This is a genomic window from Rhodovulum sp. BSW8, assembly GCF_003314725.1.
Classification (GTDB): Bacteria; Pseudomonadota; Alphaproteobacteria; order Rhodobacterales; family Rhodobacteraceae; genus Rhodovulum; species Rhodovulum visakhapatnamense.
This window is the reverse complement of sequence record NZ_QNVX01000005.1, coordinates 87,569-102,428: the sequence shown is the minus strand read 5'-3', so window position 1 is coordinate 102,428 and position 14,860 is coordinate 87,569. Positions and strand designations below refer to the sequence as shown.

Annotated in this window: 12 protein-coding genes and 1 pseudogene; 2 read left to right on the top strand and 11 right to left on the bottom strand. The window is 65.7% G+C overall.

Annotated elements, in window-relative coordinates:
* Positions 1-2: 2 nt before the first annotated feature.
* From DSD19_RS02710 to puuE, 6 genes are all read right to left on the bottom strand, one after another.
* A complete protein-coding gene (locus tag DSD19_RS02710) occupies positions 3-944 on the bottom strand; it encodes an alpha-E domain-containing protein (RefSeq protein WP_075785166.1) in 942 nt (313 codons plus the stop codon).
* Positions 945-948: 4 nt separating this feature from the next.
* On the bottom strand, positions 949-2,373 hold the full coding sequence (locus tag DSD19_RS02705) for a circularly permuted type 2 ATP-grasp protein (protein ID WP_113668451.1): 1,425 nt from the start codon (positions 2,371-2,373) through the stop codon (positions 949-951).
* 199 nt (positions 2,374-2,572) lie between these two features.
* The gene (locus DSD19_RS02700; protein WP_113668450.1) at positions 2,573-4,009 is read right to left on the bottom strand and encodes a nucleobase:cation symporter-2 family protein; all 1,437 of its coding nucleotides are present in this window, start codon (positions 4,007-4,009) and stop codon (positions 2,573-2,575) included.
* A 30-nt stretch (positions 4,010-4,039) separates the two neighbouring features.
* Positions 4,040-4,525 carry an ureidoglycolate lyase gene (locus DSD19_RS02695; RefSeq protein WP_113668449.1) on the bottom strand — a complete coding sequence of 162 codons (486 nt, stop codon included), beginning with the start codon at positions 4,523-4,525 and terminating at the stop codon, positions 4,040-4,042.
* Positions 4,525-5,352, bottom strand: coding sequence for a bifunctional allantoicase/(S)-ureidoglycine aminohydrolase (locus DSD19_RS02690; protein WP_113668448.1), 828 nt, complete (start codon positions 5,350-5,352; stop codon positions 4,525-4,527). Before DSD19_RS02690 ends, DSD19_RS02695 begins: the two co-directional genes overlap by 1 nt.
* Positions 5,349-6,767, bottom strand: a complete 1,419-nt coding sequence (puuE, locus tag DSD19_RS02685; protein WP_113668447.1) for an allantoinase PuuE — start codon at positions 6,765-6,767, stop codon at positions 5,349-5,351. The genes DSD19_RS02690 and puuE overlap by 4 nt, the downstream gene beginning before the upstream one ends.
* Positions 6,768-6,912: 145 nt before the next feature.
* Here puuE and uraH point away from each other — a divergent pair, with 145 nt between their 5' ends.
* Positions 6,913-7,269 (top strand): hydroxyisourate hydrolase, encoded by a 357-nt coding sequence (gene uraH, locus DSD19_RS02680; RefSeq protein ID WP_113668446.1) that lies wholly within the window; start codon positions 6,913-6,915, stop codon positions 7,267-7,269.
* Here uraH and DSD19_RS02675 read toward each other — a convergent pair.
* On the bottom strand, positions 7,254-8,186 hold the full coding sequence (locus DSD19_RS02675) for a LysR family transcriptional regulator (RefSeq protein WP_113668445.1): 933 nt from the start codon (positions 8,184-8,186) through the stop codon (positions 7,254-7,256). The two genes, uraH and DSD19_RS02675, sit on opposite strands and share 16 nt — an antisense overlap.
* A gap of 100 nt (positions 8,187-8,286) precedes the next feature.
* Between DSD19_RS02675 and DSD19_RS02670 the strand changes: the two genes are divergently transcribed.
* The gene (locus DSD19_RS02670) at positions 8,287-9,525 is read left to right on the top strand and encodes a urate hydroxylase PuuD (protein ID WP_113668444.1); all 1,239 of its coding nucleotides are present in this window, start codon (positions 8,287-8,289) and stop codon (positions 9,523-9,525) included.
* 560 nt (positions 9,526-10,085) lie between these two features.
* Here the strand turns inward: DSD19_RS02670 and DSD19_RS02660 are convergent.
* The 4 genes and pseudogenes from DSD19_RS02660 to DSD19_RS02645 form a co-directional block, all read right to left on the bottom strand.
* Positions 10,086-11,093, bottom strand: a pseudogene (locus DSD19_RS02660) (IS5 family transposase).
* Between the two features lie 79 nt (positions 11,094-11,172).
* A complete protein-coding gene (locus DSD19_RS02655; protein WP_113668443.1) occupies positions 11,173-12,840 on the bottom strand; it encodes a hypothetical protein in 1,668 nt (555 codons plus the stop codon).
* The gene (locus DSD19_RS02650; RefSeq protein ID WP_113668442.1) at positions 12,837-13,952 is read right to left on the bottom strand and encodes a chemotaxis response regulator protein-glutamate methylesterase; all 1,116 of its coding nucleotides are present in this window, start codon (positions 13,950-13,952) and stop codon (positions 12,837-12,839) included. The genes DSD19_RS02655 and DSD19_RS02650 overlap by 4 nt, the downstream gene beginning before the upstream one ends.
* Position 13,953: 1 nt before the next feature.
* The gene (locus DSD19_RS02645; protein WP_113668441.1) at positions 13,954-14,853 is read right to left on the bottom strand and encodes a protein-glutamate O-methyltransferase CheR; all 900 of its coding nucleotides are present in this window, start codon (positions 14,851-14,853) and stop codon (positions 13,954-13,956) included.
* Positions 14,854-14,860: the final 7 nt, after the last annotated feature.

Below are 14,860 nucleotides of genomic sequence, written 5' to 3'. Positions count from 1 at the left end.
GATCACTCGTAGAATCTGTAGTCTTTCTCGATCTGCTGGCCCAGCTCGTTCAACGAGCCCAGCACGTCCTGCAGAAATTCATGCAGACCGTAATCGAAGATGGCGTCGATGTCGTGGGCGGAAAAGCGCTGTTTCAGCGCCTCGGCCAGCTCGTGCGAGCGGTGCCGGTCGCCATAATCGAGCGCGAGGTATTCGAGGTTGTCGCGGATCTTGGTGACAGAGAATTCGAGGCTCCGCGGCATCTTGCGGTCGAGCACCAGGAACTGGGCGATATCGCGCGGGCTGGCCTGGCTGCCATGCACCATCCGGTAGCCGCCCCGCGCCGACACCGCGCGCAGGATCGTTTCCCACTGCACGTTGTCGATCGAGGACCCCACCGAATAGACCGAGGGCAGCAGCACGTAATACTTGACGTCCAGAATGCGCGCGATGTTGTCGGCGCGTTCGAGGAAGGTGCCGATCCGCGCAAAGTTGAAGATGTCGTTTCGCAGCAGCGTGCCCTGGGTCGTGCCCCGGACCAGCGCGGTGCGCTCCTTGATCAGGTCGATCACGGCCGGAAGGTCGCGTTCGTTCACGCGCCGGGACAGTGCGTCCTTCAACGCCATGTAGCAGCCGTTCATCGCCTCCCAGACATCGTGGGTCAGCGCGGTCCTGACCACACGGGCATTCTGGCGGGCCGAGGAAATCGCCGACAGAACCGAAGACGGGTTCTCCTTGGCGCGCAGCATCCAGTCGATGGCGGCTTCCTTGGTCACGGTCTCGTGGTGACGCTTGTAGGCCTTGGCCACGCCCGCGGTCTTCATCACCGAGACCCATTCGTCATCGGGGCTGTCAAGCCGGGTCAGCGCGATGCGCTGGCCGGTCTCGACCAGCCGCGAGATATTCTCGGCCCGCTCGATGTAGCGGTACATCCAGAAAAGCCCGTTTGCGGTCTTGCCCAGCATCGCGTCAGTCCTCGAGCACCCAGGTGTCCTTGGTGCCCCCGCCCTGCGACGAGTTCACCACGAGCGAGCCCTTCTTCAGCGCCACCCGCGTCAGCCCGCCCGGGGTAATCTTGATGCCCGCAGGGCTGACCAGTACGAAGGGGCGCAGGTCGACATGGCGCGGCGCCAGCCCCTTCTGGGTGAAGATCGGCACCGTCGACAGCGACAGCGTCGGCTGGGCGATGTAATTGCCGGGCCTGGCCTTCAGCTTGTCGCGAAAGGCCGCGATCTCCTTCCTGGTCGAGGTCGGGCCGATCAGCATGCCGTAGCCGCCCGAGCCATGCACCTCCTTCACGACGAGGTCGTGCAGGTTGTCCAGCACATAGGCCAAGGCCTCCGGTTCGGAACAGCGCCAGGTCGGCACGTTTTCCAGGATCGCCTTCTCGCCGGTGTAGAATTCGACGATATCGGGCATGTAGCTGTAGATCGCCTTGTCATCGGCGATGCCGGTGCCGGGCGCATTGGCGATGGTGATCCGGCCGGCGCGATAGACATCCATGATGCCCGGAATACCCAGGGCACTTTCGGGGTTGAAGTTCAGCGGATCGAGGAAGTCGTCGTCGACCCGGCGATACAGCACGTCGATCGGCCGGTAGCCTTCGGTCGTCCGCATCGCGACCTTGCCGCCGACGATCCTGAGATCCTGCCCCTCGACCAGTTCGACCCCCATCTGGTCGGCCAGGAAGGCATGTTCGAAATAGGCCGAGTTGTAGATGCCGGGGGTGAGAACCGCGATGGTCGGTTTCTCGTCCACATCGGCGGGCGCACAGGCCGCCAGCGACCGGCGCAGGTCCAGCGGATAGGTCTGCACCGGCTGGACACGGTTCCGCGAAAACAGCTCGGGGAACATCTGCAGCATGGTTTCGCGGTTTTCCAGCATGTAGCTGACGCCGCTGGGCGTGCGGGCATTGTCCTCGAGCACGTAGAATTCGTTGTCGTCGGTGCGCACCAGGTCGATGCCCACGATATGGGTATAGACGCCGCCCGGCGGCTTGACCCCGATCATCTGAGGCAGGAAGGCGTCGTTGCGCGAGACCATCGCTTCGGGGATGCGCCCTGCCTTCACGATCTCCTGCCGGTGGTAGATGTCATAGAGAAAGGCGTTGATCGCCTGCACCCGCTGCTCGATGCCCCGCGACAGCTTCTGCCATTCGCGCCCCGAAATGATCCGCGGGATGATGTCGAAGGGGATCAGACGCTCTTCGGCCTCGGCCCGCCCGTAGACGTTGAAGGTGATGCCGGTCAGCCGGAACACCTCTTCGGCCTCGCGCTGCTTGGCACGCAACCGGGCGATATCCTCGCCCTCGAACCACTCGTGAAACCGCTCGTAGGGGGGGCGCAGAACCTGTTCGCGGCCCCACATCTCGTCGAAGGTCTGGCTCTCGTTCATGGCCTCACGCTATTTCCGCCCCGTGGCAGCGGCAATGGTTTCCCATCATCGAACGCGCAACAGAAATGCGGATGCCCAAAATTTACGCAACAACCTGAGCCGATTTTCCCGGCCTTCAAGGACATAGCCGGGAAAATCGGGTTGTAAAAGGTGGAACAGGACACCCTCAGGGTGCCCCTGCCCCGGTTCGAGGATCGCGTCAATCGCGCCCGAGGCTGCCCAGACCGTGACCCGAAAGCCCGCCCGACACTTCTTCGGTGGCCTCGGAGGCCAGTTCCTCGGGCAGGATCAGGTTCAAAAGAATGGCGATCAGCGCGGCCGGCAGCAGCCCGCTCGTCATCAGGATCTGGACCGACTCGGGCAGGTATTGCACCGCCTTCGGTTCCAGTTGCAGGCCCAGCCCGACCGACAGCGCGATGGCGAAAATCACCATGTTGCGGCGGTTCCAGTTCACGTCCGACAGCATCGAGATACCGGCGGCCACGACCATGCCGAACATGACGATCACCCCGCCGCCCAGCACCTCGATCGGAATCGTCGAGATCACCGCCCCGACCTTGGGCACCAGCCCGCAGAGGATCAGGAAGATCGCACCGATGGTCACCACGTGACGGCTCATGACGCCGGTCATCGCGATCAGCCCCACATTCTGGCTGAACGACGTGTTCGGCAGCGCCCCGAAGGCCCCCGCGATGGCGGTGCCCAGACCGTCGGCATAGGTGGCACCCGCGATCTCGCGGTCGGTCGCCTCGCGGCCCGCGCCCCCCTTGGTGATGCCCGAGACATCGCCCACGGTCTCGACCGCCGAGACGAAGGCCATGAGACAGAAGCCGACCACCGCCGCGATGCTGAAATCGAACCCGTATTTGAAGGGCAGCGGCACTTCCAGAACGGCGGCGCGGTCCCAGCTGGTCTCGATCCCGCCAATGGTCACCATGCCGGTGGCCAGAGCGAAGAGATACCCGGCAACGATCCCGACCGCGACGGCCGACACCGACAGCAGCCCGCGCGCGAAGAACTTCAGCCCCAGCGTGACGAAGATCACGACGAGCGCCGCCGACCAGTTCAGCAGGCTGCCATATTCGGGCGTGTCCATGGCCGGGACACCGCCCGCCGCATACTGGATGCCGACCTTGACCAGCGCGAGCCCGATCATTGTCACCACAAGCCCGGTGACCAGCGGCGGAAGGGCAAAGCGGATCTTGCCGATCACCGTGCCAAGCATCGCGTGGAAGAGCCCGCCGATAAAGACCCCGGTGAACAGCATCGGCAGCGCCTCGACCCCCCTGCCCGCAACCAGCGGGATCATGATCGGGATGAAGGCGAAACTGGTGCCCTGCACGATCGGCAGCCGCGCGCCCACCGGGCCGAAGCCGATGGTCTGGAAAAGCGTCGCGATACCGGCGAACAGCATCGACATCTGGATCATGTATTTCATGTCCGGAAAGCCCTGCGCCCCCGCCTCGGACCCGAAGCCGAAGCCCGCCGCGCCCGCGACGATGATCGCGGGCGTCACGTTCGAGACGAACATTGCCAGCACGTGCTGGATGCCCAGCGGCACCGCCTTGTGAAGCGCAGGTGTATAGTTCGGGTCGCGCAGCTGCTCTGGCGTCCCGATCGAGCTGTCTACAGCCATCGTTTCATTCTCCCTGTTGGTCTTTTTCGCCTAGCCCTCCGGGGCCAGCGTGACGGTCACCGGCTCGGGCAGCCGGACTTCTTCCAGATTGGGACCCGGCCCGATGCGGTCGACGACCGCGAACAGCCCGGACCCGGAAATCGGGCACAACACCCCGTGCCAGACATTCCGGCCGATATTGACCCCTTGCCCCGCCCCGGCAACGAAGGCCCGGGGCGCACCCGGCCGCCCGCCCGCATCTGGCGCAACAATGACCAGAAATTCGGCATTCCGCATGGGAATAAAGCATTGCGAGCCCAGCGGATGCCGTTCCAGCAAGCCGCAGTCATAGGGAAGGCTGCGGATTTCGGCGTCGAAAAGGCTGATGCCAGGCGCCCCATCGACGATGTCGAGCGTCGCAAGATCGGAATACCGGCGGCAGAACCCTTCGTTGATGGTCTTGAACTCGCCGCCCAGCTCGACGACCTCGCCGAAGGGCGCAAAGTCCTCGGCGGTGATCGGTATCGCCGTCAGCATCACAAGGCGCCCAGCGTCAGGGCAGGATGCCGGTTGACGTCCTTGTAAAGAAGATAGCGGAACCGGCCGGACCCGCCCGCATAACAGGCCTGCGGGCAGAAGGCGCGCAGCCACATGAAATCGCCCGCCTCGACCTCGACCCAGTCGCGGTTCAGCTTGTAGACGGCCTTGCCTTCCAGCACGTACAGCCCGTGCTCCATCACATGGGTTTCCTCGAAGGGGATCAGCCCGCCCGGCTCGAAACTGACGATGTTCACATGCATGTCGTGGCGCAGATCGTTCGGGTCGACAAACCGCGTCGTCGCCCAGCGCCCCTCGGTCCCCGCCATCGCCACCGGCGCGATATCGGCCTCGCTGACAAAGAAGGCCTCGGGCGCGTCGATGCCTTCGACCGCGGCATACCGCTTGCGCACCCAGTGAAAGCGCGCGGGCGCCTCGCCGGGGTTCAGCACCGTCCAGTCCGACCCCGGCGGCAGATAGGCATAGCCCCCCGCCGTCATCAGATGCGGCAGCCCGTCGAGCCTGAGATCAAGCGCGCCCTCGGTGACGAAGATCACCCCTTCGGCGCCCGGATCGGGCTCGGGCCGGTCCGACCCGCCGCCGGGCCCCACCTCCATCACATATTGCGCGAAGGTTTCGGCAAAGCCCGTCAGCGGCCGCGCGATGATCCAGGCACGGGTGCCCCTCCAGTGCGGCAGATTGCTGGTCACGATGTCCCGCATCACGCCCTTCGGGATCACCGCATAGGCTTCGGTGAAGACGGCGCGGCCGGTATGCAGAGCGTCCTGCCCGGGATGGCCGCCCAGGGTCGAGAAATATCCGGTCATTGCGGCAGCATCTCCTTCAGGCGCAGCAGCGCGATCCGTTCCACCTGGGCGCAGGCTTCGGCAAATTCGGCCTCGGCAGAGTTTTCCAGCCGCCGCTCGAACGCCGCGAGAATGCCCGCCTTGTCGTGATCACGGACGGCGATGATGAAGGGGAAGCCGAAGCGGTCTGTATAGCGGCGGTTCAGGTCCTCGAACCGCGCCCGCTCGGTATCGCTCAGCGCATCGAGCCCGGCCGAGGCCTGTTCGGCGCTCGACGCCTCGGTCAGCCGTTTCGCCTGGGCGAGCTTGCCCGCAAGATCCGGGTGCGCCTTGACCACCGCCAGCCGCTTTTCGGCATCGGCCGACCGGAAGACCCGGGCCAGTGCATTGTGCAGCCCCACCGCGCTGTCATGGGCCGGGCCAAGCTCCAGCCCGAACGCTCCTTCCGCGATCCAGGGCGAATGCTCGAAAACGCCGCCGAACCGCGCGACGAAGGTCTCGCGGTCCATGTCCGTGGGCCTCTCCCACTCCACCGGCGGATTGACCCGGGCCCAGTGCTCGGCGATGTCGAGCCGCCGCGCGACCCAGACCCCGTCGAAGCCCGAGATGTAATTGAGGAACCGCTTCAGCGCCGCAAGCCGGCCGGGACGCCCCGCCAGACGGCAATGCAGCCCCACCGACATCATCTTGGGCGCGCCTTCCAGCCCTTCGGCATAAAGCGTATCGAAGCTGTCGCGCAGATAGGCATAGAACTCGTCGCCGGACCCGTAGCCCGCCGCCACCGAAAACCGCATGTCGTTGGCATCGAGCGTGTAGGGGATCACCAGCTGATGCCGGTCGCCCACCTTCTTCCAGTAGGGCAGATCGTCGTCATAGGTGTCCGAGACATAGGCAAACCCGCCCTCCTCGGCCGCCAGCTGCACGGTCTGCGCCGAACAGCGCCCGGTGTACCAGCCGCGCGGCCGCGCGCCGGTGACCTCTTCGTGCAGCCGGATCGCCTCAAGCATATGGGCGCGTTCGTCGGCCTCGGCATAGTCCTTGTATTCGATCCATTTCAGGCCGTGGCTGGCAATCTCCCAGCCCGCGTCCTGCATTGCGGCGACCTGTTCGGGGCCGCGCGCCAGAGCGGTCGCAACCCCGTAGACCGTGACCGGCATGTTCCGCGCGGTGAACAACCGGTGCAGCCGCCAGAATCCGGCCCGGGCGCCGTATTCGTACATCGTCTCGATGTTCCAGTGGCGCTGGCCCGGCCAGGGCACCGCGCCCACGACCTCGGACAGGAAGGCTTCGGAGGCCGCATCGCCATGCAGGATGCAGTTCTCGCCGCCTTCCTCGTAGTTGATGACGAATTGCACGGCGATCTTGGCGCCGTTCGGCCAATGCGGGTGGGGCGGCGTCGCGCCATGGCCCCGGAGGTCGCGCGGATAGCGGGTCAAGGTGTCCTCCTTCGGAATACTTTCGCATAAACCAGGATGAACATGCCGTCTTTCAAGAATTGCCTGAAAGTCTTTCGGGGTCTTCCGTAGTTCCGGCCTTTCGGGCCATAAGCGATCTATCGGCCCGAAGCAGCGCGAGGACAAGATGCCTGGATACCTGACCACCCATGTTCTGGACACCGCCACCGGCGCGCCTGCCGCAGGATTGAGGATCACCCTCTACCGCGTCTCGGGCAATTCGCACCGCAAGATCGCCGAGGTGGAAACCAATGCCGACGGCCGCACCGACGCCCCGATCCTGCCGCCCGGCGCCTTCAAGACCGGCACCTATGAACTGGTCTTCTTCGCGGGCGACTATCTGAAACGCTCGGGCCTTGCGGGGGGCGAGGTGCTTTTCCTCGACCAGATCCCGATCCGCTTCGGCATGGACGACCCGGAGGCGCATTACCATGTGCCCCTGCTGCTGTCGCCCTATGGCTATTCGACCTATCGCGGCAGCTGATAGATCCGGTCGCGGGCACGCAGCGCCGTCTTGATCCGCCCCGCCATGAACTCGATGAACAACCGGCTTTTCGGGTCCTGATTGCGCTTGTGCGGAAAGAGGCAGGCCAGCCGCGCATCGGGCGGCGGGGTCTCCTGGCAGACCGGAAGCAGCGCGCCCGAGGCCAGATGCTCGGCCACGTCGAAGACCGGCTTCAGCACCACGCCCCGCCCGTCCAGCGCCCAGGCGGTCAGCACGTCGCCATCATCGCAGGCATAGGGCCCCTTGACGTTGAAGGCCTGCGGCCCCTCGGCGGTCTGCAATGTCCAGCGAAACTCGCGCGAGCCGGGAAAGCGCAGCAAAAGACAATCATGGCCCTGCCCGATCAGGTCGGCCCCGCTGCGCGGCATCCCCCGCCGCGCGATATAGGTGGGGGCTGCGCACAGCACCCGCGGGCAATCGCCAAGCGACCGGACCTTCAGCCCCGAATCCGGCAGATCGCCCAGCAGAAACCCCGCATCGAGCCCCTCGCCCGCCAGATCGACCCGCCGGTCCGACAGCCTCAGCCGCACATGAATGTCCGGATACCGGTCCTGGAACAGCACCACATTGGGCGCGATCAGCCGCCGCCCCACGCCCAGCGGCGCCGACACGTATAACGAGCCGCGCGGGTGATGGGTGACTTCCTGCACCGCAGCCTCGGCCTCTTCCAGCGCCTCGAGCACCTGCACCGCCTTGGGATAGTAGATCCGCCCCTGTTCGGTCGGCTGGATCGAGCGCGTGGTCCGGGTGAAAAGACGAATGCCCAGATGCCGTTCCAGGTCCGCGATCCGCGACGAGGCGACCGCCGCCGAAACCTGCAGATCGCGCGCGGCCGCCGACATGTTGCCCAATTCGTAAACACGAACGAACATGCGGATGTTATTGATGCCGGCCACGCTCTATTCTTCGGGATTTCTTGAAACTGCTCGGGATAATCGGGAATTATCAGAAAGCCGGTCCCGCGTATAGCCTGCGGCCAACTCAGGGAGAACACCCATGTTCGACATCGCGCTGGTCTGGGACTGGCTTGAATTCGCCGTGCGCTGGCTGCACGTCATCGCCGGTATCGCCTGGATCGGATCGTCCTTCTACTTCATCGCGCTCGATCTGGGGCTGACGAAGGACCGCCCCCTGCCCGAAGGCGTTCTGGGCGAGGAATGGCAGGTTCATGGCGGCGGTTTCTACCATATCCAGAAATACACGGTCGCGCCCGCGCACATGCCCGAGCATCTGACCTGGTTCAAATGGGAGGCCTACTGGACCTTCCTGTCCGGGCTGATGCTGCTGGCGCTGGTCTACTGGATGGGCGCGGATCTTTACCTGATCGACTATGACAAGATCCAGTGGGCGCCCTGGCAGGCCATCGCGCTGTCGGCTGGCTCGCTGACCATCGGCTGGATCTGCTACGACCTGCTCTGCCGCAGCCCGCTGGGCGGGCGGCCCACGACACTGATGCTGATCCTCTTCGCGATCATCGTGGCGATGGCCTGGGGCTACACCCAGATCTTCACCGGACGGGCGGCCCTGCTGCATCTGGGGGCCTTCACCGGCACGATCATGGTGGCCAACGTCTTTCTGGTGATCATGCCGAACCAGCGCGTGGTGGTGGCCGATCTCAAGGCCGGCCGCACGCCCGATCCGAAATACGGCAAGATCGCCAAGCTGCGCTCGACCCATAACAACTACCTGACGCTTCCGGTCCTCTTCCTGATGCTGTCGACCCATTACCCGCTGGCCTTCGCAAGCCCCTATAACTGGCTGATCGCAAGCCTTGTCTTCCTGATGGGCGTCACGATCCGGCATTTCTTCAACACCATGCATGCCCGGAAGGGCCGCCCCTGGTGGACCTGGGGCGCGACGGCCGCGATCTTCCTGGTCATCGTCGCGCTGTCTCTGGCCCCGACGCAGAACGCGGTCCAAGCCCCCGAGACCGCCGCCCTGCCCGCACCGCTGGACCGCGTCGCGGCCGCCGAGGGCTTCGACGAGGTGCGCGACATCGTCGAAAGCCGCTGTTCGATGTGCCACAGCGCCGAGCCGCTCTGGCCCGGGCTCGGCCAGGCGCCGAAGGGCGTACGGCTCGACAGCCCTGGCGGGATCGCGCTCCATGCCCGGGACATCTACCGGCATGCGGGGCTCAGCCGGGCGATGCCGCCCGGCAACGTGATGATGATGGCGGCCGAGGAACGGGCCCGGATCGTCGCCTGGTACCAGGGGATCGACCGGGCGGCCCGCTGACGCGACCGGTGCTGCGCAGGCTGTCTGTGCTTCAGGATTGCGGACCGCATAAGGACGGGCGGACCGGCCGGGAGAACCTGGTCCAGGTGTTCGATCCCTGGGTTTGATGGTGTGGTCCCTTCGAAGGAATGGAGGGATGCGCTACGGGGCAAGTTCGTCACGGAAACGCCGCGACCACGTACGCGGTCAGAGCAGCGATACAGCGATCGCAAGCGTCGCTCGCGACGCTGAGCCGGGACCTGCGGAGCGGGGAGGATCGGAAAACGATCCGGTGAATCGTTTTCCCGACGACCCCCGAGACGGTAGCGAAGTGGCGCAAACATCAGACGGTCGATGATCGCAAGACCGGCCCTAAGAAGCCACGTTCGATGGTTCCGTCTGAGGCCGAGGAGGCGGCCATCGCCGAGCAGCCCCGGAACCGGAATACCGCGTCTTCACGGCCGATGCGCTTTGAGGTGCCCCTGGATTTGTGGACGCTTTGCTCCCTGACTTTGAGGCAAGGAGGCGGCGGTGTTGCAGAACTCGCGCCTGAGGCATGACTGCCCCATACCCCACTGACGTCATGCGACGCGGACGATCTCGGCTGTTGCGAGGGCGTTGAAGCGGTTCATAAATGAGCCATGCCGCGCCATTGGTCCGAGCGACAATGGCGAATGATGCGGATCTGGATTTCGGCGGTCTGGCGATCGGGGTCTCTCGCGGCGATGCGCTCTCCGAAGGACTTGAGCTCGAGCCGGTTCAGCGCCACCGGTTCGAGCGAACCGGCGAGGGCATCTTGGTCTCGGCGCGGCTGCGGACGTGGTATCCCGTCCACCGTTTCCAGAGCGCCCGGCCGTAGTGACGCGTTGCGCGCAGGGTTTCGTTGCGGGTCCGAGCAGCCGGGCTGTCCTCCTTCCACGGTCTGCCATTCTTGCGGATCGGGATGATGGCCGTGCCGCCCCGTGCGATGATGGCGCCGCGGCAGCGGCGGGTATCGTAGGCCCCGTCTGCGGTAACGGTGCCGATGGCTTCGTCGTCCGGGATCTGGCCAAGGAGGTCCGGCAGGACAAGGCTATCGCCTTCTCGACTGGGCGTGAACTCGACCGCGCGGATGTCGGATGTGGCGGAGTCCATGGCCAGATGGACCTTGCGCCATTGGCGCCGTCCCTGAACACCATGCTTCCGGGCCTGCCATTCCCCGTCGCCAGGGAACTTGATGCCCGTGCTGTCCACCAGCAGGTTCAGCGATCCGCCGGCTCGGCGATACGGGATCTGAACCGTCAGGGTCTTTTGCCTGCGACACAGCGTGGAGTAGTCCGGAACAGGCCAGGCGAGCCCCGCCAAGCGCAGCAGGCTCGCCACCACCCCGGCGGCCTGCCGCAGCGGCCACTTGAACAACACCTTAATCGACAAGCAAAACTGGATCGCCGCGTCTGAGAAGACCGGCGGGCGCCCAGGGCAGCCCTCATGCGGCGCGGACCAGGCCATCTCCATATCCAGCCAGATCAGCAACGCCCCCGATTGCGCAGGGCTGCGTTGTAGGCGGACCAGTTCGTTGTGCGGTAGCGGGCGGGCTCGGGCTTGCTCATGCCACCCGTCTAACCGCCTGGATTCGTCATGTGAATCCTTCGCGGCCAGAGTTCTGCAACAACGCCAGGGACTGAACACCTAGAAGAACACATCTTCCGCGCTGCTGACCTGGGCGACAGCACAATCGGGAGGCGGGGTCCAGCGCATGCGGTCGCAAAAGTCGCGATGCAGCACGCGTTCGGCGTCCATCGTGTAAAGGTCCCAGGCGGTGCGCAGCAGCTCCGGGTCCGGATCGACAAGAGGGGCCACCTCCTCGGCATCACGCAGGGACTCGGCGATCCGACCCATCCGGCCCAGGACCGACTGCAGGTCCTCGCAGGTCTGGGGGACCGTCTCGCGCAGCGAGGCCAGCAGTTGGCCCGTGCCCTGGCTGACCGCCTTGCCCGCGCTGAACACATCCTCCAGTTCGACCGCCATCTGCGACCCGGAGGTCTCGATCTCGGCGATGGCCGTCGCAAGGCGCGACCGGATCCCCTCGACCAGCGAAGAGATCCGCTTGTCGGTCGCGGCAAGCGACCGCCAGACCGTGCCGAACTCGCCCGCCGCCCCCGCCGCCAGATGGCGCAGCTGCGTCGCGATCTCGCGCAGCGCATCCCCGTCATCGCCCAGCTCGCCACAGGCCAGCACGGCATTGGTCCCCACCAGACGCAGATCCTCGGCCAGCGACGAGATATCGGTCAACACCTTCCGCAGACGCTCCATCTCGGAAAGCAACAGCTCGGACGCCTCGAGCATGACCGTGCGCCGATGCCGGATCTCATCAACACGCGCCTCGGCGGACCGGACCCGGTCGTGCAGCATCTCGAAGAGGGTCAGCCGGTGCCGTTCCGAACCGGCGCCCGAACTGCCGGCAATATCCTCAAACCGCGCGACGCCGTCGCGCAGGCCCATCAGGATGTTCTCGGTTTCGGCCGCAAGATCGGCATGGGCCCCGGCAAGCTGGGCCTGGGCCAGCATCGCCAGCGCCGGATCGCCGCCCGGAGCGTTCGCCAGGTCGAGAATCTGGCCGGCATGGTCGATCCGCTGGCTGGCCCGGTCGCCCGCCTGAAGACTGACGATCAACTGGCCGAATTCATCCTTCATCCGGTCCATGGTCGAGGCAAGCGGCCGCCCGAAGGCGGTTTCGTTGCGCCTCTCGCCGCGGAAGGCAGAGACCATCTGCCCGACCTCGGCGAACTGGGGCAAAAGCGCCGCCACCTCTCGCCTCAGGCTGGGCAAGTCGCGATGCGCCAGAACCGCCAGACAGTCAGAGATGCATTCCGTGACCGTCGCGACATCGGTCACGATCGCATCGGAATGGCCCACAAGATCGCGGGCGCTTTCGGCGAAGGCCTCCAGACGCATATGCCTAGTGCTCAGCGAAAACACATAGATCCGCGCATTGGTGGCAACGAACTTCATCGTCTTCAGCTTGCGCCCGATATCGGTGACGGTGGCGCCCAGCTTCTCGATCATCGAGCGAAGCTCGGTCACGTTCCGGGCGCCGGCCAGCAGGTCGGTGTCGAGCGCCCCGGCCGAGGTCTGCAGCCGGTTGGCATAGGCCCCGACCGCGTCCAGCACGGTCGGAGCCCGGTTCACCAGATCGCCCAGCGGCACGGTCAGGACCTCGATCCGCTCGTCCATGGACACGAGCGACCGGCCGGCGGCCAGAAACGCCGCCTCGACCTCGCGACGCAGCACATGCACCTCGGCCCCGCCGGTATGGCGCGATCCATGCTGGGAAAAAGTTCGCGAATGGGCGGTCACGGCACGGCCTTTCTGTCTTCCCGAGTCACGCGGGCGGTAATCTCGCGGGCGATGTCGCCAAGCGTGGCCACGCGGTCGACCGCGCCCAATTCAACGGCAGCCCGCGGCATGCCGTAGACGACACAGCTGGCCTCGTCCTGGGCCAGGGTCCAGGCACCGGCCTGACGCAGCTCGGCCATGCCCTGCGCGCCGTCATCGCCCATGCCGGTCAGGATCGCCGCCACGGCGCCGCCCCCCGCGGCCTGCGCCACCGACCGGAAAAGCACATCGACCGACGGACGGTGGCGCGCCACGCAGGGACCGTCATGCAGCTCGACCCGATACAGCTTGCCGCTGCGCCGCAGCACCAGATGGCGATGACCGGGCGCAATCACCGCGACCCCCGGGGTCAGTACCTCGCCCGTCTCGGCCTCCTTGACGTGAAGGCGGCAGGTCAGGTTGAGCCGGTCGGCAAAGGCGCGGGTGAAATGCTGGGGCATATGCTGCACGACCGCGATGGGCGGCAGCCCGGAGGGAAGCGCCTCCAGCACGACCTTCAGCGCCTCTGTGCCGCCGGTCGAGGCGCCGATGGCGATCACCGGCGGACCCGAAAACCCCGGCGCGGTCGCGATGCGCGGCAGGATCACATCGGCGGTGTGGCGTTCGCCGACCTGGATCGGCCCGGCCACCCGGGCCGACCGGGCGCGCGGCTGACGGGATTGGACCGCGGCCCGGATCGCATCAGAAATTCGTATTGCGGCCTCGCGCCGCTCGTCGGGGGTGGACACGCTGGGCTTGGCCAGAACTTCGGCCGCGCCCAGTTCCAGCGCCTTAAACGACGCCTCGGATCCCGACTTCGTGAAGGCGGAAATCACCACCACCGGCAGCGGACGCTGGCTCATGATCTTGCGCAGGAAGGTAAGCCCGTCCATCCTCGGCATTTGCAGATCGAGCAACAGAACGTCCGGCAGGCGGTCGCGCATCATCTCGACCGCGACGAAGGGATCGGGTGCGGCGCCGATCAGCTCCAGCCCGGGATCTTCGGCGATCAGCTTCTTGAACGCGATCCGGATCGAGGCGCTATCGTCGATCAGGAGAACGCGGATCGGGTCTGAGATCTCGGAACGCGCCATGTCACTCAGCCTTGACGAAGGTTGCGGGGCCGACCTGCCGGAGGTCGGAGCGGTGGGCCACCATCGATTCCGAATGCCCAAGATAGAGCGTGCCGCCGACCGCGAGATGGCACGAAATATGGTCGATGAGGCGGGTCTGGTCCTCTGCCGAGAAGTAGATCAGCACATTGCGCAGAAAGACCACGTCGATATCCGTATCGATCGAAAAGTCGAGATCCATCAGGTTGAGCTGACCGAAGCGGACCCGGCGGCGCAGTTCGGGCACGATCCGCCAGCTGCCCCTGTGATCGCCATGGCCCTGCATCAGCCAGCGCTGGCGATCCTCCGGGCGGAGCGGCCCCAGCATCGATTCGGGGTAGATCGCCCGGCGCGCGATGGCCAGCACCTCGGTGTTGATATCGGTCGCGAGGATCGCCCAGTTGAACGCCCCGTCCCGGTCTGCAAGCGAGGCAAGACACATGGCGATGGACCAGGCCTCGGGCCCGGTCGAGGCGGCGGCGGACCAGACTTTGACCGGTTGTCCTGTCCCCGAGCGCCGCGCGATCGCGGCCGGCGCAGCCACGTCCATCAGATGGTCGAAATGCGCGGATTCGCGAAAGAAATCGGTCTTGTTCGTGGTGACGGCGTCGAATATTGCCGTGCGTTCCTCATCGAGCGCGCCATCCTCGAAGAGGTGCCTGAAATAACTGTCGAGATCGGAAATGCCCAGCTGCGACATCCTCCGCCGCAGTCGGCCGTCCACCATCGTGCGCTTCGCCTCGGACAGCCGCACGCCGATCTCGGCCTCGACGAAGGCCGCGAAGCGGGCAAAGCCGGAACCGGCACGGCGCGGGGCGCCGCGGCGTGCCGGTCCGTCCGGATCTTCGGCTTCATCGGCTGGGAACGGCGACAGGATCGACATCGGACAG

Bases quoted from the DNA above. Each gene is read 5' to 3' on its own strand.
- DSD19_RS02670 (WP_113668444.1), top strand. From the start codon at position 8,287: ATGTTCGACATCGCGCTGGTCTGGGACTGGCTTGAATTCGCCGTGCGC.
- DSD19_RS02695 (WP_113668449.1), bottom strand. From the start codon at position 4,525: ATGCTGACGGCGATACCGATCACCGCCGAGGACTTTGCGCCCTTCGGC.
- DSD19_RS02650 (WP_113668442.1), bottom strand. From the start codon at position 13,952: ATGGCGCGTTCCGAGATCTCAGACCCGATCCGCGTTCTCCTGATCGAC.
- DSD19_RS02690 (WP_113668448.1), bottom strand. From the start codon at position 5,352: ATGACCGGATATTTCTCGACCCTGGGCGGCCATCCCGGGCAGGACGCT.
- DSD19_RS02710 (WP_075785166.1), bottom strand. From the start codon at position 944: ATGCTGGGCAAGACCGCAAACGGGCTTTTCTGGATGTACCGCTACATC.
- DSD19_RS02700 (WP_113668450.1), bottom strand. From the start codon at position 4,009: ATGGCTGTAGACAGCTCGATCGGGACGCCAGAGCAGCTGCGCGACCCG.
- DSD19_RS02705 (WP_113668451.1), bottom strand. From the start codon at position 2,373: ATGAACGAGAGCCAGACCTTCGACGAGATGTGGGGCCGCGAACAGGTT.
- DSD19_RS02645 (WP_113668441.1), bottom strand. From the start codon at position 14,853: ATGTCGATCCTGTCGCCGTTCCCAGCCGATGAAGCCGAAGATCCGGAC.
- uraH (WP_113668446.1), top strand. From the start codon at position 6,913: ATGCCTGGATACCTGACCACCCATGTTCTGGACACCGCCACCGGCGCG.